Source organism: Leptospira dzoumogneensis, assembly GCF_004770895.1.
Lineage (GTDB): Bacteria > Spirochaetota > Leptospiria > Leptospirales > Leptospiraceae > Leptospira_B > Leptospira_B dzoumogneensis.
Window position 1 is genome coordinate 422,706 of the sequence record NZ_RQHS01000018.1, and the last position, 19,564, is coordinate 442,269.

Genomic DNA, 19,564 nt, shown 5'->3' on the forward strand with positions numbered 1-19,564 from the left:
AGGAATCCCACAAACGTTTGACAGGCAGACTACCTATAAATCACTGGAAGACAGTCGGTGCTTTACTTTTGGCCTCCGCGATTCGATAAATATATAGAGCTCAAATGAATCCAAACGATGAACCTTACACCCCAGAGGACTTGATCCGTCCAGTCCCATACCAAGCAAAAAAACAGTCTCTCTGGCAAACAAGCCTAGTGAGTCTGACCTGGTTTTTACTTTCCGGAATTTCTTTTTATCTAGGACTCCAGGCATTAAAAGCGGATCCGAAAGCTGCTTCTTCCCAAACCGGAACAGAGCAGGTGGCATTCCAAAATACTACTCTCAAATCCGATCTGGCTCCTACTGAGGGAGCCTGGGAATCTTGGAAGAAATGGTGGAATTCCAACACATCTTCTTCCGAGTCGGATGGGACTTCCAATACTGTAAGTTCTTCCTTGCCTGAGATCGAAGACGACCCGGCTTTTAGAGCTTCTACTTGGTTCTCTGACTATGAGGCGATGAAACGTACTGTTCATCTATATAATGAGATCCATCCGTTTATCTATGGATTCAAGGGAAGAGAGACAAATAACGGAGATCTTTATTCTCTTTGGGGATCCGCTCAAAAACATGCGCGTGTTGCTGAACTTAAATCACTAAATCCGAAAGTTAAGATCATTCCTACTATCTTCCGTTGGGAAAATAAGAACGAGAAGATCTCCGAAAATATCGGTCTGAACGGACGTAACGATATCAGGGACAAACATATCCAGAACATTCTATACGAAGTAGATACTTACGGTTTCGACGGTATCGATATAGACTACGAAGGAATGAGTTGTGAGAAAAAAGAGAAGTTTGAGGAGTTCATCGTTCTTCTTTCTAAAGAGATCCACAAACGTGGAAAACTTCTTTCTGTAGCAGTTCACCCTAAAACAGCCGCTAAAAAATCCGGTCTGAAAGCATGCAAAGGTCTAAAAGAAAAAATTAATATGGACTTTGCAGAGAATTGGAGAGGTCCGATGACCCATGATTACGCTTTCTTGGCAAAACATGCAGACCGAGTAAAAGTGATGGCTTATGAACTTCATCCTCGTAAGTATAGAAACCCAGGACCTGGACCTCAGGCGCCAAACGTTTGGATCAGAAATATAATCACTTACGCAAAAGAAAGAGTTCCCGCTAAAAAATTGTATATGGCAATCCCGACTTACGGATATGACTGGGCTTTAAATTGTAACGCAAAGATCAAATCAGTGTATTGGTCGGACGCATTAAAACGCCAACAACTCGGTGTGACCAAACAACCTACAAACATCAGCCAAGTTTTAGCGGATAATAAGAACTCAGGTTCTTGGACAAATCTTTCCAAGTTTAGCTGGGTTCACGAAGGTAAAACCTACGAAGATCCGAGTATTTGGTACAAGTCGGAAGGCTGCGATCGTGTAGCATTCTTCATGAACAGAAAAGCTTTCGAAGAGAAAATGACTCTATTAAGATCTTATGATATTGGTGGATTCTCTTTCTGGCAGTTATTGAAGGATAATGATCCGGGTATTAACGATTATCTGGAATTATTGGTCACCAATAAACTTCCGCCTGTTCCAAAGGCAAAAGATCCTGTAGTTCCTACTCCTGATGTAAAACAAGCTCCTCCGGAAGAAGGACAGGAAGAGGCGAAGAACGAAGCGGAACTTGTCAAAAAGTAAACCTACAATTATCACGGAAGATCCTTCTCTCGCGGCAAAAGTGCTGAAAGAGGGGGGGATCGTTCTATTTCCCACCGAGACCGTTTATGGTTTAGGTGCGGATTCCAGAAATCTCTCCTCTTGTTTAGAAATTTATAAAATTAAAAACCGCCCTGCGGATAATCCTCTTATCGTTCATCTAGGAAATCCTGCTCTGATCCCTGATATAGGAGAGGTCCCGGAATTCGCAAAGATCCTGATCAGACAATGTATGCCTGGTCCTTTGAGTTTGGTCTTGAAGAAGGTAGATAAGTCCATTTTTTCTACAGGACTGACTACGATTGCTGTAAGAGTTCCTTCTCATCCTAAAGCTTTAGAAATGCTTTCTTATTTTGGAGGGCCCGTTTCTGCTCCTTCCGCAAATCTTTCCGGAGAACCTTCTATCACAAGATTGGATGATGCGATCTCTGAGTTTGACGGGTTAGTGGATCTGATCTTGAAAGGCGCCGAGCCGGAGATCGGTTTAGAATCCACCGTTGTGGATTTTTCAATTTCTCCGCCTAAACTTCTTCGTCCCGGATATTTCGGATGGGAAGAATTGCAAAAATATGTTCCGGACCTGGAAGATTATGACCGGTTAAAGGAAGTTGAAACTCCCTCTAGTCCTGGAGTGAAATACAAACATTACTCTCCTAAGGCAAAGGTGATATTTACGGAGAACCAAACGCCGGATAGAGAATCTGCAGCTATCGGAATTGGTCTGACTAGAGGTTGGAAATTCGCTTTGGATCTTAGAAACAACTCGGAGTATATGAAAAATTTATATTCTTTCTTCAGGGATTGTGATCGTCTAGGAATTTCTAAAATTTACTGCTTCCCGCCCGCAAACGCCTCCGGCAAAGAAGCTCTTCTCAATCGTATTATGAAGGCGCAAGAGATATAGGAGCCGCAAAGGATTCCCACGCAGAGACGCGGAGCCGCAGAGAGTTTTGGCATTATTCTTATAAAAACCCGGCCTACAAATTTCCTCTGCGCCTTAGCGCCTCTGCGTGCCAAATGCAGCTAAATGTTCGAAAGTTCCTGAGCGATCTCGGAGAGATGTAGGACTTCCAACGGATTCTGCTTCTTCTCCGCACTAAACTTTGAGAATAAAGAAAACTTGGAAAACTGCATTCCAGGCTTTAGATCTTGTACTAAATCCTTCCAACTATAGGTTCCAGGTAAATAACGCACGTCAATCTTCTTGGATTTAAGTTCTGTTTTCAGATTTTGTAATGTATCCAGAAATGAATCACAGGAATCCAAAAATCCGGACTTGCGGAAAGTTTCTCCGGAGAAGATACGACCTTCTCCATAATTCTTTTCTAATTCTTGGAAACTGGTTTTTCTGGATTCGATGACTCTGCTATAGAATAAGTCCCTGGATCTCAAAACTTCTTTTCTTAAGAACTGTTCCGACTTAGGTGAAAGTTTACCGTATTCCGATAGAATATCTCTATGAGGGTAAAATCCGATCCTTTCTTTTTGGACCCCGAATTTATCGTATAATTTTTTTAATTCGAATCTCATCATTACAGCACCGATAGAACCGACGATAGAATAGGGTGTTCCGTGGATTTTTTGAGTAGCGCAGGAGAGATAATAACCTCCGGAGGCCGCGACATTCAGCACGTATGTGATGACCGGTTTTTTCTCCGCAAGTTTTTTGATCTCTCTGTATAAAAGTTCGGAAACAAGTGCGCTTCCCCCCGGAGAGTTCATTTCCAAAATGACTGCTGCTACCTTTGGATCTTCTTTTAGATCTTTAAAAATTTCTTGGTAGTATCTAAAAGACACCTGTCTGGATCTGAAATCTTCTTCTCTTCCTAGATCCGGTAAAATATTTCCTTGGACCGGCAAAACCGCTACGATAGGAATGGATTTGGAAATAAATGAAAAATTGGATTTTTTATGATAAAGTCTGAAACCTTTGGGACTTAACTTTTTATATTTAGGTTTGTCCGTTTCCTTCTCTTTTTTATAATTTTCGAATAGATAGTTTTCTTCAAACTCGTCTTCTTCCACAAACTCTGTGATAAATCCGATCTTCTTTAATTTTTCAGAACTGATGATCGGTTCTTCTAAAACTTTCAGATCTAAATTCGAAGACTTCTTAAATCCTGCAGAAAGTAATTCTTTATAATCATTCAGTAACGCTTCCAAGTTTTTTCGAGCGGGAGCGGAGAAGGATGTTCTTTGGAATGTTTCTCCGAATGATTTAAATGCACCGCTTGCATAGGCTTCTACACCTACACCGAACTTTTTAGCAGCGCCTCCGAAAAAATAAGGCTCAGCAGATGGAAGTATAGGAAAGAATTCGGATGCGGAAGAGGAATATCTGTATTTGCACTGAGAGAGTAATAGTAATGCCTTGGTCCCTCCGCCTAAACAAAAGCCTGAAGTCTCTATCCCTTTTTCGTTCAGAGATTGGATCGCTTTGCAAATATTCCAAACTTCTCCAAATCCGTATTCAGGATTGGAAATATGGAAAGAAACTTTTTTCAAACCTGGGACCTTAGTTAAGGCCTTCAATCCCAATAAAAAATCCACCAAGAAGGGAGCTTCTTCTTTCGAGACCAATAGTTTTACGAAAAAAGATTTTTTATCAAAGGAAAATGAAGAAGGAATTTCCAAATAGAAATGATCTCCCTTACGAATGATCCAAGATAAGATCCTAAATCCTTGGAACAAAATCCGGATCGGTAAAAAAACAACGGAGAACAGAATTCTAAACATGGAAAATTCCTTTTGGCGACCAAAGTAAAAAGGATATTTATTCCGGAAAACGTAAAATTGCGGAAGGAAAACCGCTTTTCAGCCTGGCTTTGCAGAATTTATCTGAAACCTAAGAGAGGGTTATTCGTTTGGATCATATCCGCATCCGAGGCGCTCGGGAGCATAATCTTAAAAACATCAATGTGGATATTCCACGGGATAAACTCGTGGTGATCACCGGACTTTCCGGTTCCGGTAAATCTTCTCTTGCTTTCGATACGATCTATGCGGAAGGACAGAGAAGATATGTAGAAAGTCTTTCTGCATACGCCAGACAATTTTTGGGCCAGATGGAAAAGCCCGATCTGGATCTGATCGAAGGACTTTCTCCCGCAATTTCTATAGAGCAGAAGACCACACATCGTAACCCTAGATCGACTGTAGGAACTGTGACAGAGATCTATGATTATCTACGTCTTCTTTATGCAAGAGTAGGAAAGCCGCATTGCCCGATTTGTGGAACTCCGATCCAATCTCTTTCTATCGATCAGATCACAGAAAGGATCTTAAATTTTCCGGAAGGAACTAAGATCCAAATTTTAGCTCCTATTGTTTCCGGAAAGAAGGGAGAGCATAAAGATGTTTTGGAGAAGATCCGAAAAGACGGTTTTAATAGAATTCGACTGAACGGAGAGATCAAAACTTTAGACGAAGAGATCGTTCTCAAAAAAAGTTTTAAGGCTACGATTGAGATCGTAGTGGATCGTCTTGTGATCAAGGACGGGATCCGTTCTCGTTTAACGGATTCAGTGGAAACTGCACTCAAACAATCGGAAGGAATTCTTCTTATGGATGATGGGAAGAAGGACCATACATTCTCCCAAAAACTTTCCTGTCCGAATCACCCGGAAGAATCTTTACCTGAACTTTCTCCTAGATTATTTTCATTTAACTCTCCATTCGGAGCCTGCGAGACCTGCGACGGTCTTGGGAGCCTTTTAGAATTTGATGAAGATCTATTAATCACTGATTCGGAACTTTCTCTGGTAGAAGGTTGTATAGAAGCATGGGCAGGTGCTAAGAGTAATAGTTATTGGTTTTTAACTACGGTCCATTCTCTCGCTAAAAAGCTAAAATTCGATTATAATATTCCTTGGAAGGACCTTCCTAAAAAGGTAAGAGATACGATCCTATATGGAGATAAAAATCTCAAAATAGATTACGATTTCAGAAATGAAAAATCGCATTATGAGTTCAGCAGGGAATTCGAAGGTGTGATCCCTAATTTAAAAAGAAGATATAAAGAAGGTTCGGAAGCAAGACGCCAGCAATTGGAAGGATATATGACAAATCATCATTGTCCTGCCTGCGAAGGAAAACGTCTGAAACCTGTAAGTCTTCATGTGGAAGTAAACGGTCTGACTATAGATAAGTTCTCCGCTTTCAGCGTGGAAAAGGGACTCGATTTCGTAAAATCAATGAAGCCTAAAGGAAGCGAAGAAATAATCGCAAGGCCTATCTTGAAGGAAATCCAACAAAGACTTACATTCTTAAATGATGTGGGAGTCGGTTATTTAAGTTTGGAACGTGCCGCCGGAACTCTTTCCGGTGGAGAGGCCCAAAGGATCAGACTTGCAACTCAGATCGGATCGCGCCTGCAAGGTGTATTATATATTTTGGATGAACCTTCTATTGGACTTCACCAAAGAGATAATACTAAATTAGTCAATACTCTCAAGGATCTGAGAGATTTGGGAAACACGGTTTTAGTGGTGGAACATGACCAGGAAACCATGGAAGAAGCAGATTGGCTCATCGACATGGGACCGGGAGCCGGTGTTCATGGGGGAACAATTGTATGTTCCGGAACTCCGGAAGAAGTTTCCAAAAACAAAAATTCACTTACCGGTAAGTTTTTATCGGGTAAAGAATTTATTCCAGTCCCTAAAACTGTCAGACCGGGGAACGGCAAAAAACTTAAGATAGTAAACGCAAAAGAAAATAATCTTAAGAACGTAAGTGTGGAGATCCCGCTCGGAAAACTGATCGTAGTCACAGGTGTTTCCGGTTCAGGCAAATCCACTTTGATCAATGATATTTTATACAATGCGGCGGCTCATAAAGTAATGAAGATGAGAACCGTTTGGGGAAAACACGAGAAGATCACAGGTCTGGAAGAAATAGATAAGATCATCAATATTGACCAGTCCCCGATAGGTAGAACTCCTAGATCCAATCCCGCGACTTATACGGGACTTTTCACCGTTGTGCGCGATATGTTCGCTCAGTTGGAAGAATCTAAACTCAGAGGTTATTCTCCGGGAAGATTCAGCTTTAACGTGAGTGGAGGAAGATGTGAGACCTGCGAAGGGGACGGTATCCTAAAAATTGAGATGCACTTCCTTCCGGATGTATATGTAACCTGCGATGTTTGTAAGGGAAAACGTTATAACCAAGAAACATTAGAAGTTCGTTATAAAGGTAAAAATATCTACGAGATCCTGGAAATGACCGTTGAGGATTCTATTCCATTTTTCGAGAATATACCGGCATTAAAAAGAAAACTGGAAACTTTGAGCGAAGTAGGTCTTGGTTATATCAAACTAGGGCAGCCTGCCACCACATTCTCCGGTGGAGAAGCACAAAGGATTAAATTGGCCTCCGAATTATCCAAAAGGCCTACCGGAAAAACTTTGTATATACTGGACGAACCTACCACAGGACTTCATTTCGAAGATGTTCGGCATCTGATGACCGTTTTACATACTCTTGTGGACCGCGGGAATTCTATGATAGTGATCGAACATAATCTGGATGTGATCAAACAAGCGGATTGGATCATAGATCTAGGGCCGGAAGGAGGAGAGGGAGGCGGAAAGATCATCGCCGAAGGAACTCCTACAGAGATCGCAAAGGTCAAAGAATCATTCACAGGACAATACCTGAAAAAAGTTTTAGGAAATCCAGGGAAGAAGGCAGGTTAAATTCTCGGACAATGATGAAAGAATTAAGAGAAAAACTTTCTTCCTTTCCTCCGGGAGAATTCAGATCCGTTTATAGATCTTCCCTGCCAGATATTGCAAAAGCGGGATTGTTGAATGCGTTAAAAGATGGCGGCTTCAGAAAATTTCACGAAAAGTTAATATTGATCCCTTCTTTTCCTCATGGTATAGGAGTGGGAGTGGGGTTGATGGCCCAGACAAATGTGGCCGGAAAGATCTTGAAATTGGTGATCGGTTCGGAAGAAGGAGCTTCTATCAAAGAAGAAGCCAGACAATTGGCATTAGAACTGCAAGACAGATTAGTAAACGGTCTTGGGATCTTAGGCCTGGGAGTAAGTGAACCTGGATGGATGGGGAAACTTACCAATCTAAAATCTACTGCAAAAGTACTTCCGAGCGGAGAAATAGAAATCAATTTTCATAAAGGGTTTGTGACCAACGGAGCGGACGCGGAAGGTTACCTGGTTGTAGCAAAAGAAGAAGAGCAGAATCGGTTCGGAGTATTTTATATCCCGAGAGATTTTCCCGGATTAAAAATGGAAGAAGTGTATCTGGATGTTGCCAGAGAAGCCACTCATTGTAAGATCACAGGTGAAAATTTTAAACTACCTTCTTCTTATCATTTTATAAAGGATTATTCCAAACTGGGAGCGGATATCCATCTTTCGGAAATGTTGTCTGCAGCGGTTCTATTCTGTGGGGCCATACGTAAGATTGTATCCGATCTAAGCCAAGGAAGTGAATCCAGAGAAAGATTTGCGATCCTAGGAAAACTCTGGGATCTAAGTGGCCTTCTATACGGAAAATGTTTGGAGATCTCAGATAAGAAGGACAAGGATCCGAATTATAAAATAGAAGAAGATCATCCATATGGATACGAAGCAATCCTGGACGAATGTATCTCTATCCTAGAATCTATTCCGAACTTCGATTATAAGAAAGAATATCCTGATCTAGGATTATTCTGCACAATCCATCCAGCCAGAAGTCCTGTTTATATCAAAAACAGACTGAAACAATCCAAAAGCTGGAGAAAATTCGGAAAAGAAACGATGTAGGAGTTCCTACGCGGCGACTCTTACAAAATTCATCAGTGATGATGTGCAGGATGATCATGAGTATGGTGATGATGTCCCCATTCTTCCGAATCGATATCGTGCAGAGTTTTTGCGATAATCCCGTCGATCGTATGCGTGGTAGAAGGATCTTCTAATTGCAGATAGATCTGCTCGAACTTCCATTCTCCTCTTAAAAGCTCATATGCTTCTTTTAAGATCTTTTTAGGATCGGATTCCTTAGTGATCTGAACTCTAAACGCACAAGCATGGATCCCTTTTGTTAGGGTCCAAGTATGTGCGGAAAGAAGCGAATCTATTCCTTTGATATGCAGCAGATCCTTTTTCAAATGATCCCATTCATCAAAAGTAGGGGAAGATTCCAAAAGGATCAAAAGACTTTCCTTTAGGATCACAATAGCCGCTCTTAAAATAAAAAGTGAAAGGACCAAACTGAGCAAAGGATCGATCCAGGTCCAAGCAAATAGACGGATCAGGATCGCGCCCACTAAAACTGCAATCGTTCCGAATAGATCATTTAGAACATGAAGATAAGCCGTCCTAAGATTAATATTGTCCGCAGAAATCCTTTTTAAAAGCCAAACGGAGATCAGATTTAAACCGATCGTCCCTAAGCTGAAAACCAACATGGATTCGGTAACAATTTCTTCCTGGTGACGGAATCTTTGGATAGCTTCGTAAATGATAAAGATAGAAATTCCGGAGATCAGAATCGAATTTAAAAATGCCGCAAAAACTTCTACCCTAAAGAATCCGAAGTTCATTTTTGCATTCGGTTTTTTGTCGGAAACTAAAACCGCAAATATACTTAATAAAAAGGCGAATGAGTCGGAGATCACATGGCCAGCGTCTGCAAGAAGAGCCAAACTTTTACTTTGAGCGGAACCGAATATTTCCCAGGAAAAGATCCCGATAGAAAGAAAGAACGCAAAAACTAAACTGCGTAATGTATCCTTCCTTTTGGGACGAAGAATAGCCTGCCTTGCAAAAGGTTCTAAATTATAAGATGAATTAGGATCTTTTTCCAAACCTTAGTGACTCTTGCCGCTTTGAGGTTCCAAAACGATATCCACTCTTCTGTTTAAGGAACGGTTTTCAGGAGTATCGTTTGAAACGATCGGTTGGTGTTCCCCGTAACCTGCTACGGAGAAGTTCCTAGCGTCCAGATTTTTACTCTCTAACAAGAAACGAACTACTGAAAGCGCTCTCTCTGTAGACAATTGCCAGTTATCGTTAAACTTTTTATTACGTATTGGAATATTATCCGTATGACCTTCTACGATGATCAGGTTGCCTGGATATTTTACCAAGATCTCTTTGATCTTGTCCAAAGCAGGAAAGATCTGCTTTTTTAATTCTGCGGAGCCTGAATCGAAAGAAATTTGGTCATCTATATTGATGACTAGTCTATTATGAAAACGTTTTACTCGGATCTGTCCCTTAGCGATCTCACCTGAAAGTTTGGATTCCAGCTCGTTTGCCTGTTCTGCCAAACGATTCAATTCTCTTTTTTGGTCTTCGTTCAAATTTTTAAGTTTGGAAAGACTATCTTCTAACTCTTTGATGCGGGCTTCCAGGCTTGCAATTTTGGACTCATATTCTCTTTTGAGTTCGTCCATCCTGCGAATGCAGCCGAGTCTTTCTTTTTCCAGCTCGGACTTTAATTCTGAGATCAATTCCTGGTATTTTTTGGACTGCTTTTCATTCTCTTCGATCAGTTCTTTTTCTTTATTACCGCTCTTGGTCTTTAGAAGCGCGATCTGATTTTCCAGGGCTCGGATCAGCTCTGCTGCAAGTTCCTTGTCCTTCTCTCTAAAGGACTTTTCTCCTGCGAGTTGTTCTTCTAGGCTCTGGATCCTGGAATCCAGGCTCAGTTTTTCTTTTTTAGCGTTTTCGATCTCATTTCTGTAACGGAGTCTGAGAGAATCTAATTCGATCCGGAGTGTTGCATTCTCGTTATAGAGTTTATTGTATTCCCAAGGGAAATAAAATGCGTCCGAAAATATCGGTAAAGAAAATAGGATTAGAAGAACGGGAGTAAGTCGGAAAAGAAAAGGTTTCATAGTCAGATTAGGGAAACTAGGTTCTATTCTAAGGCTGCGAGCCCCCAGTCAAATGAAAAACTCTTGTACCAAAAATCAGGAAATTCATTGAACCGATAAATTCCACCAGGATTCTGTCATAGGGGGAAGTACGCAAGATGGACGAAACAAATAGCACAAAGGAATCTTCTTCCCTGAAGGCAAATCCACAATCCGCGGATTGGATGGATTCATTCCTAGAAAAGATAGAAAAAAAGGACAATAAATTCCTTCTCAGTTTCACTTCTTCCAATCACCCGGCGGATATCGCCGAAGTCCTGGAAAAGCTGGATATCGACGATGCATTCTATATATTTAAACTTTGCGATTCTGAGCAACAATCCGAGATCCTAGTCGAGTTCGACGAGGATCTGCAGGCTGATTTGATCTCTCGTCTGAATATGAAGGAGATCTCTCCTATCGTCGAAAATCTGGAACCGGACGACGTTACGAACCTGATCTCCGAGATCCCAAAGGACAAGGCAGAGGAAATCCTAAATTCCTTGGATCGTGAAGATTCTTCTCAGATCCGAAAACAACTGAATTTTAGGGAATACACTGCAGGTCGTTTGATGACTACGGAATTCGCCTCCGCATACGAGACGGATACAGTCAGAAAAGCGATCATCAAATTGAGAAGGGTGGCTAAAGAAACGGATGATATCTACCTTCTCTATGTAACTGACGCTGAGAATCATCTAAAAGGATTTATAAAACTTAAGGATCTATTTCTTGCACCTCTCAACCAAAAGGCGAGCAGGCTCGTAAAAGAAGAAGTTTTCTCCATTCATTATGATACGGACCAGGAAGAAGTCGCCCGTATATTCCGAAAATACGACTTAGTTTCCGCAGCAGTGGTGGACGATCTGGACCGGATCATAGGCAGGATCACGGTAGACGATATCTTGGATATCGTTCAGGAAGAGGCTTCCGAGGATATTTTGAGGATGGCAGGGGTTTCCGAAGAGGAGAGGTTAAACACTTCTATCTGGGATTCTATCCGAAGAAGACTGGTTTGGTTGGTATTTAATTTAGGGACCGCAACACTTGCTTCTACTATGGTCTCTTTTTTCGAAAATACGATCCAGTCCTTGGTATTTCTTGCGGCTCTTATGCCAATAGTTGCAGGTATGGGTGGGAATGCCGGAACTCAATCTATCACCGTGGTGGTCCGAAATATCGCAACTGGAGATCTAAGTGCCTCCAACTGGACGACTGCATTCCGAAAGGAAAGTTTGATCGGACTTATCAACGGGATCACGATCGGGTCGATTACAGGGCTTGCGGTGTATTTTTTCTTCGGTAAACCTGCGCTTGGGATTGTTATATTTTTAGCTATGCTTGCGAATTTGATCGTGGCTGCTTTGGTGGGTGCCTGCGTTCCTATGGGTTTAAAACTCTTAAAAATAGATCCGGCGATCGCATCTTCCATATTTGTTACGATGACAACGGATACGTTTGGCTTCTTCTGTTTCCTGGGGCTTGCCACACTGTTCTTGCAATATTTGGTATAGTTTGAATATTTCTCATAAAATAATAAATTTCCTTGGATAGGAGAGGCCAATGTTTCGTGTTTCGGTTTTCCGAACTTTTTTAGCCGGTTTTGCGGTTCTATATTGTTTATCATTCATTTCTTGTATCAGCTCCGGGGGACCGACTTCCCACACTCCGGAAACTCCAAAAGGAGAAGTTCTTCCCAATCCGGCAGGAGACAGCGAGGAGATCATAGACGAAGAAGGCAGGGAAGTGAAGATCAGTACCGCTGATCCTATTTCTTTCCAAGGCCTGTCCAAAGACAGTGCCGAATATTTCAGGGTGCATATCACAAGCGAGTCCTATCAGGTCAGACAGATCAGAGGTTCCAAGTTTATTCGCAGAAAAGTGGATAAGGGCGGAGATGCGCTCATCAGCGAAGAATTAGTAAAATATAATAGAATTAATTTCAACGACGATGGGATCATCTTAGTGATCCTGAACGGAAACACCGGCGCCGTAGAAACCATCCGTTTTAATACTAGAGTTCCTAGAATTAATAATCTGGCAAAAATTATCCAGAATGATGTGACTCGTTGGTCCATGGAACATTCCGAAGAGAAGCCGGTAGTTACTAAGTATCAAATTCACTATACTATCAAATTGGAAAATAAATCCAATACGACCAGGGATACGGTGAAAGAAGAACTGAAGGGAGAAGTGAAGAAGAGGTAATTTTTTCTTCTTCACTTTTTATCTAAACATAGTTTAGATATATCAAATGAAAGCAATTGTATACGAGAAGTACGGATCTTCCGATGTACTTCAATATAAAGAAGTCCAAAAGCCTGTTCCAAAAGAAAATGAGATCCTTGTAAAGGTCAAAGCTGCTTCCGTGAACGCCGCAGATTGGCGTATGATGAAAGCGGATCCTTTTTTAGTTCGTTTTTATGCAGGCCTTTTTAGACCTAAAAAGATCTCAACCTTAGGCGCAGATGTCGCCGGAACTGTGGAAGCTATCGGAAAGAATGTAACCAAATTCCGTCCAGGCGACGAAGTGTTCGGAGACGTTTTTGCAAGCGGCTTCGGTGCATTTGCCGAATACAAATGCGGTAAAGAAGAAGAGTTTGTTTTAAAACCTTCTAATATATCTTTCGAGGAAATAGCCGCTTTACCTTTAGCCGGAATGACCGCTTTACATTCTTTAAGAGATTTCGGTAAGGTAGAAGTAGGGCAAAAAGTTCTGATCAACGGAGCATCCGGAGGTGTTGGAACATTCGCGATACAACTCGCAAAATATTTCGGAGCAGATACTACCGCGGTTTGTAGCACTTCTAAAATAACGCAGGCATTAGCGTTAGGAGCCGATCAAGTAATCGATTATACCAAAGAAGACTTCATCGAAAGCGGAAAAAAATACGACCTAATAGTCGGTGTAAATGGATATCGTTCTCTTTCAGAATACAAGAGTGTCCTAAATCCGAAAGGAAGATATGTAATGGCTGGAGGAGGCACAGCTCAGTTATTCCAAGCCTTACTTTTGGGACCTTTCATTTCTCTAAGAGGTAGCCAAAAGATTATCGCTGCTTCTTCCGAGCCGAATCAAAAGGATCTTACTTTTTTATCCGAACTTATGCAGTCAGGTAAGATAAAATCGGTAATTGATAGACGATACAAATTGGAAGAAGTTCCACAAGCAATCCAATACGTTGAACAAGGCCACGCCGCCGGTAAAGTAATCATAACAGTATCATAAATCTGTGTTGATTGATTAGAAAAAATAAAAAGGAACTGTGAATGAAACGAATTTTGAAGCTTATTGGAGTATTGATCATCCTCATACCGGTTTCCGTGATTGGATTTTTATATTTTAAATTTCCGAATGCAGAACCTGCTCTTGAAATTTCCGCAGGAAACGATCCAGAGCGCATACAAAGAGGAAAATACCTCGCCAACCATGTATCTGCCTGTATGGATTGCCATTCTATCCGAGACTGGTCGAAATTTTCAGGACCATTGGTCCAGGAAACATTGGGAGAAGGTGGAGAAGTTTTTGACCAAAAGATTGGGTTTCCCGGCTCTTTTATCGCACCGAATATTACTCCGAGTGCATTGGGCAAATGGACGGACGGAGAAATTTTAAGAGCCATTTCCAGCGGGATCAATAAAGAAGGAGACGCGTTATTTCCGGTTATGCCTCACCCAGCATATGGGCAGATGGACAAAGAAGATCTAATTTCTATCATTTCTTATTTAAGAAGTTTGGAGCCGATAGAAAAGAAAAATCCTAATTCTAAGCCGGATTTTCCGTTTAACTTGATCTTAAGAACAATTCCTAGTCCTGCAAAATTCGGACAACTTCCTAATAAAAAAGATAAAGTTTCTTACGGAAAGTATCTATTCGTTGCAGCTGCTTGCACTGAGTGTCATACAAAACAGGATAAAGGAAAACCGATTGTCGGTATGGAACTTGCCGGAGGTTTTGAATTTCCCTTAGGAAACGGAACTAAAATTATATCCGCAAATCTGACTCCGGATAAAGAAACGGGACTAGGTAACTGGACAGAGGCTCGGTTTGTAAAAAGATTTAAGAGTATGGAACTTCCTAAATATAAACCTCACTCCATAAAAGAGGGAGAATTCCAAACGATTATGCCTTGGACAATGTATGCAGGAATGACTGAGGAAGATCTTGCAGCTATATTTGCTTATTTGCAAACCGTTCCGGCTATTAAAAATAAAATTACTAACTAAGTATAGTTAAGAAGAAGGGAGAGTAATCCTCCCTTCTTTAACGAATCTTTAACTCTTAGATATTTCAAAAATCCCTCTTTCAATGGAAATTCCGAGTCTTTGTAACATTCCCGGCATATCGAAACCTTCTCTTTGGTAAGATGCCAAAACTTCCTTTTTAGCGCTGTCAATTGCTTCTTCATTTTCCCAAACTGCTACAGTTACAAATTGGAATTCGTCTTTAGTTTTTTCTCGAATATAAGCGGAGTCCTGCACAAACCCAGGAAGACTTTTAATCAGGTTTCGGTTCACCTTGACTCGAGTGAAAAACTCTTCCTCTGCTTTTTTAGGAACGATGAATGTATCTATTAGAACTTTTTGCATGTTCTTTCTCTCCTTTTCGGGAACAGAATAGCAGATTCGGTCGGGTAAAAATTGTAAAAATTCAGGATTTTACCAGTACGGAATGGAAAGTTTGAAGAACTGTTTCGGTGTCTGGCCTGTGAACGTTTTAAAATCTTTGATGAAATGAGCCTGGTCAAAATATCCTGCATCTTGGGCCATTTCCGTTAAGTTGATCTTAGAAGAATAAGAATTTATAATATTCCTGATCCGCACTTGATTCGAAAATTGTTTAGGGCTGGTCCCGATCCATTCTCTAAATCTTTTTTCGTAAGAATCCCTGCTGATCGGCATTCCTTTTAGCAAATCTCCGATTTTCAGATTTCCTTTATATTTTCTGATCTTTCGAATGGAATCGATAACTAAATTATCCTGTTTGTTTTCTATCCATTCCGAGATTAGGAATTTTTCGAGTATGGAGATCTTTTCTAGATTCGTTTTTGTCTGAAAAAGTTTCTCTTCTATTTCCGAGATCTTTTTGGAAGAGATTAAATGATCTAAGGAAAGATTCAATTCGAAGAGATGATGGAGAGGTTCTTTGATAAAACTGGCAGCTCCACCTTCTTTAAAAATGACTAATAGGGTGGAAGCTTTTTCGGAATACTCGAGCAGCCTGGGCATTCGCCTAAGTCCTGTGATTCCCGACATCGGAAGAATACTTTCCAGATTTTCTTCCTTATGAGTAATCTTTCCATTGATCCTGAATGAAATTACTAAAGAGGATCCCGGTAAAATTCTATTCTGCATACCTTCTTCGCTTCCTATGATCAGGAATTCGCGGATATACGGTTGTAAATTTTTACTAGGTAAAAATGTCTCAATGTTCATGAGATGTCTTACAGGTAGATTGTTGCTTCTTCCAAAACTCTCAAGCAAAAAATCGGATCTTTCTGATTTCCCAAACAAGACCTGAAATAAGTCCTAACCCGATAGAGAACAATACCCAATCTAAAGGTATTGTTTCGAATCCGAATAATCTAAGGCTGAATTCAAATTGGAAACTTGCGATCAATGCGGAAGCCGCTAAAAAGAAAATCCAGAAAACACTGGAATGCAAAGATCTAAAAATAGAAATAAATCCACCTTGATGGGATAAATTCGTAAGCATTAAACTGAAATTGGATACGACTAAAAAAATAAAACCGAAAGATCTGATTTGGTTTTCGTTATGACCTTCTTGTTTTAGCAAGAAATAGGAAACTAGTAATACTACTAGAACGATTGCTCCCTGGGAAAAGGAAAGTGCGAATCTAGAGATTGTAATCAGACTAGAATTCTTTCTTCTCGGACTGGAATAACGATCTCCCTTTTCTAGATCCAATGACTCGAAAACAATGGAACAGGTCGGATCTATAATTAACTCCAATACTAAGATATGTGCCGGAAAGAAGAAGATAGGATCGCCGGTAAAAGCAGGCAATAAAGACATTCCGATGATCGGGATATGAACTGATAGAATATAAGAGATACTCTTTTGTATGTTTTCATAGATCCTTCTTCCTAAAAATACGGATTTCACTATGGAGGAAAAATTATCATCTAGTAGTATAAGATCAGATGCTTCTCTTGCTACATCCGTACCTCTTTTTCCCATAGAGATCCCGATATGAGCCGCTTGCAGAGCGAGGGCATCATTTACCCCATCTCCGGTCATCGCCACTATTTCTCCCTTTTTTTGGAATGCTCTTACTATCTTTAATTTCTGCGCCGGTTTGATCCTGGAAAAAATACCTACCGTATCTAGTTTAGAATCCAGTTCCTCTTCAGTGAGTTTTTCTAATTCATCTCCGGTTATACTGTCCTGATGATCTTCTAATCCAATCTTAGAGGCTACTGCCTTTGCCGTTCCTGCATGGTCTCCCGTTATTATAATGACCCTGATCCCTGCTTGGATACATTCGGAAACGGAAGAAGGTACAGTTTCTCGGATCGGGTCTTCTAATAAGATCAACCCCAAAAATTCGAATGTAAGATCATGTTGGTTTTCAGGAAGAGAAGTATTTACGATCCTGGACCTTGCGACTCCGATTGCCCTGTATCCTTGTAAGGAATATGTTTCGGTGATCTTCTCCCAATGCTCCGTTTTTTCCTTTGAAAAATGGCAAAGATCGAATATCGCTTCTGGAGCACCTTTGGTCCCGATCACAAATGCCCCGGGTTCTTCCGAATTCCAAGCATAACTGAGTGCCAGTAATTTAGGAGAAAGAGGGTATTCTTTTTCTAATGTCCAATCCGCATGTAGATGTTCCGTATCGTATAGAAGATTGATCCCTAATTCACGGATCGCTTTTTCCATTGGATCGAAAGGATCTTTTTTAGAAGCAAGAATTGAGAACTCCAACAGCAGATGAAATTCCTCCGCCACCTCCGAAGTTATAAATTCGAATAAAGGATTTTCCGCAGAAGAAACCAAACCCTTCACTTTCATTTGGTTTTCAGTCAGGGTTCCAGTTTTATCCACACATAATACAGTTGCTGCTCCCAATGATTCAATGGAGTTCAGTTTTCTTGTCAAAACTCCACTTTTGGAAATTCTCCAAGCTCCTAAAGAGAAGAAGATACTTAGAACAACAGGTATCTCTTCCGGCAATACTGCCATTAAAAAAGTAAGAGCAGCCAATACCGACTGTATCCAATTCCCGTTCCGTATCCCAAGACCATAGATTAGAAAAACGGAAACTACTAAGGCGCCTAAAAAGAAGAATGTAGTGAATCTTTTGGCTTCTTTTTGTAGAGGACTTTCCGATTCCGAAATTTCTCCCATTTCTTTTCCGATAGAACCTATAAAAGTGGAATCACCGGTGAATAATACTTTGAAAATACCTTCTCCTGAGACTATCTTTGTTCCGGAATAAATTTTTTGGGATTCGGAATAAGGTCCTGAGCTATTTGGATCAGTCTCTTCTTTTAGGACCGGGATGGATTCACCTGTTAATAAAGATTCGTCCGAGTGTAAATTTAATCCATCTACTAAGTATCCATCAGCGGGGACCTTATCTCCTTCGGCTAAAAAGACTAGATCGCCTGGCACAATAAATGCCGAATCGATCTCTATTTTTTTTCCTTCTCGGATCACCTTGGCTCGTAAAGGAGAAAGTTTTCGAAGGGATTCTAAAGCTTTTTCAGACTTATTCTTTTGAAAGATTGTGAGAGAAATTACGGCGATCACTGCAATGGAAAGGGTGATCGCTTCTTCTAAATCTCCTAATAACGCGTAGATAAATCCGCAGGCCAATAGCAAGAAAAGCATCGGCTCCGAGATAATGGAGAGTATTGTCTTCCAGAAAGACGTTTTCTCTAGTTTGGATTCATTTGGTCCAAACTTATGAAGAAGTTCGGACGCTTCTCTAAAACTTAAATCTTTATAAACAATCTCCTTGGCAGGGGGCATAGTGTCTATTTAGTCTAGAACTGATCTAATAGGCAATATCTTTCTAATACCGGATCAATTTAAGATTTTTTGGAATGGGTGCGAGTATTCCATCCGAATAACGTATAAATCGGGCACCAACCGATGATCCCGGTTGCAAGTATCACGAATCCGACCGCAAAAATCGCAAGTTTATACAGATCTTCTATATAAAACGCCCAGGTAATCAGAGAGGTTCCTAATATAACTCTGAACGCTCTATCCCAAAAATTTGAATTTATAAATTTCATATTGAACACCTATTGACTGTATCTTTGTTAAAAATATTCTTCTATTTTAAGTCTTTGTCAATAATTGGACGGATGCAGATCCGTTCTAACGTAATGATAAATATCAGTAATATCGGAATTTAAAGTTATCATGAAAATTGATCGTTATATTATCAAAACTATATTTAAAACATCCATCGAATATGTATTCATTCTATCTTTAGGGATATTACTGATCTATCTGGACGAGATCGAATTTTCAGGACTGGAGATCAAATATCTAATATTGATTCTTGCAGGTTTTAAATCCTGTTATTTCTTCATAAAAGGTTTCAGAAGGATCTCTGAATTTTCGGGATTGGATCTAAAATATTATGAATTTCTGGTGTTTATAGCATTTAATATCAGCGTAATCGTTTTATCTTTCGGTTTCGATTATCTTTGTATTTATAAAATGGATATGAGTTCTTTTTCAGGAATTCCCAGCGATTTAGGTTATTCTTCTCTATTTTTTAAATTTGTATATTTTAGCCTAATGATCTTCACAAATATTGGGATTATCAAAATTGTCCCTGAAAGTACTGAAGCCGAGATCCTGGTAATTTTCGAAGCAATTTTATCCTTTATTACGATCATCTTTATTCTCTCCGACTTTATAAGTCTGAAAGAATCCTTAACTAGCTCTTCTTATAAGAAGGGAGATGATACCTAAGAAGTCCCAAATTCCTTTTTAC

At 40.3% G+C, this 19,564-nt stretch carries 16 protein-coding genes; 9 read left to right on the forward strand and 7 right to left on the reverse strand.

Annotation, left to right across the window (positions count from 1 at the left end):
* Positions 1–104: 104 nt before the first annotated feature.
* Both EHR06_RS12890 and EHR06_RS12895 read left to right on the forward strand, forming a co-directional pair.
* Complete coding sequence (locus EHR06_RS12890; protein WP_135757375.1) at positions 105–1,691, forward strand: glycosyl hydrolase family 18 protein; 1,587 nt, start codon at positions 105–107, stop codon at positions 1,689–1,691.
* Positions 1,678–2,613 (forward strand): L-threonylcarbamoyladenylate synthase, encoded by a 936-nt coding sequence (locus tag EHR06_RS12895; protein ID WP_135757376.1) that lies wholly within the window; start codon positions 1,678–1,680, stop codon positions 2,611–2,613. The genes EHR06_RS12890 and EHR06_RS12895 overlap by 14 nt, the downstream gene beginning before the upstream one ends.
* Before the next feature lie 119 nt (positions 2,614–2,732).
* Here EHR06_RS12895 and EHR06_RS12900 read toward each other — a convergent pair whose 3' ends face one another.
* Entirely contained in the window at positions 2,733–4,445 is a 1,713-nt protein-coding gene (locus EHR06_RS12900) for a S49 family peptidase (protein ID WP_135757377.1), read from the reverse strand.
* A gap of 128 nt (positions 4,446–4,573) precedes the next feature.
* Between EHR06_RS12900 and uvrA the strand changes: the two genes are divergently transcribed.
* Both uvrA and EHR06_RS12910 read left to right on the forward strand, forming a co-directional pair.
* Entirely contained in the window at positions 4,574–7,408 is a 2,835-nt protein-coding gene (gene uvrA / locus EHR06_RS12905; protein ID WP_135757378.1) for an excinuclease ABC subunit UvrA, read from the forward strand.
* A gap of 11 nt (positions 7,409–7,419) precedes the next feature.
* On the forward strand, positions 7,420–8,484 hold the full coding sequence (locus EHR06_RS12910) for an acyl-CoA dehydrogenase family protein (RefSeq protein ID WP_135757379.1): 1,065 nt from the start codon (positions 7,420–7,422) through the stop codon (positions 8,482–8,484).
* A 32-nt stretch (positions 8,485–8,516) separates the two neighbouring features.
* Here the strand turns inward: EHR06_RS12910 and EHR06_RS12915 are convergent, their stop codons facing one another.
* Both EHR06_RS12915 and EHR06_RS12920 read right to left on the reverse strand, forming a co-directional pair.
* Positions 8,517–9,530: a cation diffusion facilitator family transporter gene (locus tag EHR06_RS12915; RefSeq protein WP_135757380.1), complete on the reverse strand. Its 1,014-nt coding sequence runs from the start codon at positions 9,528–9,530 to the stop codon at positions 8,517–8,519.
* A 3-nt stretch (positions 9,531–9,533) separates the two neighbouring features.
* Positions 9,534–10,565, reverse strand: coding sequence for an OmpA family protein (locus tag EHR06_RS12920; RefSeq protein ID WP_135757381.1), 1,032 nt, complete (start codon positions 10,563–10,565; stop codon positions 9,534–9,536).
* 137 nt (positions 10,566–10,702) lie between these two features.
* Here EHR06_RS12920 and mgtE point away from each other — a divergent pair, with 137 nt between their 5' ends.
* Genes mgtE through EHR06_RS12940 form a run of 4 tightly spaced genes read left to right on the forward strand, consistent with a single transcriptional unit; the run spans position 10,703 to position 14,810 of the window.
* Entirely contained in the window at positions 10,703–12,097 is a 1,395-nt protein-coding gene (mgtE, locus tag EHR06_RS12925; protein WP_135757382.1) for a magnesium transporter, read from the forward strand.
* 49 nt (positions 12,098–12,146) lie between these two features.
* Positions 12,147–12,791, forward strand: a complete 645-nt coding sequence (locus EHR06_RS12930; RefSeq protein ID WP_135757383.1) for an LA_2219 family laminin/E-cadherin/plasminogen-binding protein — start codon at positions 12,147–12,149, stop codon at positions 12,789–12,791.
* Positions 12,792–12,837: 46 nt separating this feature from the next.
* Positions 12,838–13,812, forward strand: coding sequence for an NAD(P)-dependent alcohol dehydrogenase (locus tag EHR06_RS12935; protein ID WP_135757384.1), 975 nt, complete (start codon positions 12,838–12,840; stop codon positions 13,810–13,812).
* Between the two features lie 41 nt (positions 13,813–13,853).
* Positions 13,854–14,810 (forward strand): cytochrome c, encoded by a 957-nt coding sequence (locus tag EHR06_RS12940; RefSeq protein ID WP_135757385.1) that lies wholly within the window; start codon positions 13,854–13,856, stop codon positions 14,808–14,810.
* 48 nt (positions 14,811–14,858) lie between these two features.
* On the opposite strand, the gene EHR06_RS12945 is transcribed toward EHR06_RS12940, so the two are convergent.
* The 4 genes from EHR06_RS12945 to EHR06_RS12960 all read right to left on the reverse strand — a co-directional run bounded on the left by EHR06_RS12945 (position 14,859) and on the right by EHR06_RS12960 (position 18,851).
* Positions 14,859–15,173, reverse strand: a complete 315-nt coding sequence (locus tag EHR06_RS12945; RefSeq protein WP_135757386.1) for an antibiotic biosynthesis monooxygenase family protein — start codon at positions 15,171–15,173, stop codon at positions 14,859–14,861.
* A 69-nt stretch (positions 15,174–15,242) separates the two neighbouring features.
* Positions 15,243–16,019, reverse strand: a complete 777-nt coding sequence (locus EHR06_RS12950; RefSeq protein WP_135757387.1) for a helix-turn-helix domain-containing protein — start codon at positions 16,017–16,019, stop codon at positions 15,243–15,245.
* A gap of 40 nt (positions 16,020–16,059) precedes the next feature.
* Positions 16,060–18,582 carry a cation-translocating P-type ATPase gene (locus EHR06_RS12955; RefSeq protein ID WP_135757388.1) on the reverse strand — a complete coding sequence of 841 codons (2,523 nt, stop codon included), beginning with the start codon at positions 18,580–18,582 and terminating at the stop codon, positions 16,060–16,062.
* A 59-nt stretch (positions 18,583–18,641) separates the two neighbouring features.
* Positions 18,642–18,851: a YgaP family membrane protein gene (locus EHR06_RS12960; protein WP_135757389.1), complete on the reverse strand. Its 210-nt coding sequence runs from the start codon at positions 18,849–18,851 to the stop codon at positions 18,642–18,644.
* 130 nt (positions 18,852–18,981) lie between these two features.
* Here EHR06_RS12960 and EHR06_RS12965 point away from each other — a divergent pair, with 130 nt between their 5' ends.
* Positions 18,982–19,542 carry an ion transporter gene (locus EHR06_RS12965; protein WP_135757390.1) on the forward strand — a complete coding sequence of 187 codons (561 nt, stop codon included), beginning with the start codon at positions 18,982–18,984 and terminating at the stop codon, positions 19,540–19,542.
* Positions 19,543–19,564: the final 22 nt, after the last annotated feature.

What these genes read in the sequence shown, in the direction of transcription:
- EHR06_RS12950 (WP_135757387.1), bottom strand. Translation starts at nt 16,019, where the DNA reads ATGAACATTGAGACATTTTTACCTAGTAAAAATTTACAACCGTATATC.
- EHR06_RS12940 (WP_135757385.1), top strand. Translation starts at nt 13,854, where the DNA reads ATGAAACGAATTTTGAAGCTTATTGGAGTATTGATCATCCTCATACCG.
- EHR06_RS12920 (WP_135757381.1), bottom strand. Translation starts at nt 10,565, where the DNA reads ATGAAACCTTTTCTTTTCCGACTTACTCCCGTTCTTCTAATCCTATTT.
- EHR06_RS12900 (WP_135757377.1), bottom strand. Translation starts at nt 4,445, where the DNA reads ATGTTTAGAATTCTGTTCTCCGTTGTTTTTTTACCGATCCGGATTTTG.
- EHR06_RS12960 (WP_135757389.1), bottom strand. Translation starts at nt 18,851, where the DNA reads ATGAAATTTATAAATTCAAATTTTTGGGATAGAGCGTTCAGAGTTATA.
- EHR06_RS12965 (WP_135757390.1), top strand. Translation starts at nt 18,982, where the DNA reads ATGAAAATTGATCGTTATATTATCAAAACTATATTTAAAACATCCATC.
- EHR06_RS12890 (WP_135757375.1), top strand. Translation starts at nt 105, where the DNA reads ATGAATCCAAACGATGAACCTTACACCCCAGAGGACTTGATCCGTCCA.
- EHR06_RS12945 (WP_135757386.1), bottom strand. Translation starts at nt 15,173, where the DNA reads ATGCAAAAAGTTCTAATAGATACATTCATCGTTCCTAAAAAAGCAGAG.
- EHR06_RS12955 (WP_135757388.1), bottom strand. Translation starts at nt 18,582, where the DNA reads ATGCCCCCTGCCAAGGAGATTGTTTATAAAGATTTAAGTTTTAGAGAA.
- EHR06_RS12935 (WP_135757384.1), top strand. Translation starts at nt 12,838, where the DNA reads ATGAAAGCAATTGTATACGAGAAGTACGGATCTTCCGATGTACTTCAA.
- EHR06_RS12930 (WP_135757383.1), top strand. Translation starts at nt 12,147, where the DNA reads ATGTTTCGTGTTTCGGTTTTCCGAACTTTTTTAGCCGGTTTTGCGGTT.
- mgtE (WP_135757382.1), top strand. Translation starts at nt 10,703, where the DNA reads ATGGACGAAACAAATAGCACAAAGGAATCTTCTTCCCTGAAGGCAAAT.
- EHR06_RS12910 (WP_135757379.1), top strand. Translation starts at nt 7,420, where the DNA reads ATGATGAAAGAATTAAGAGAAAAACTTTCTTCCTTTCCTCCGGGAGAA.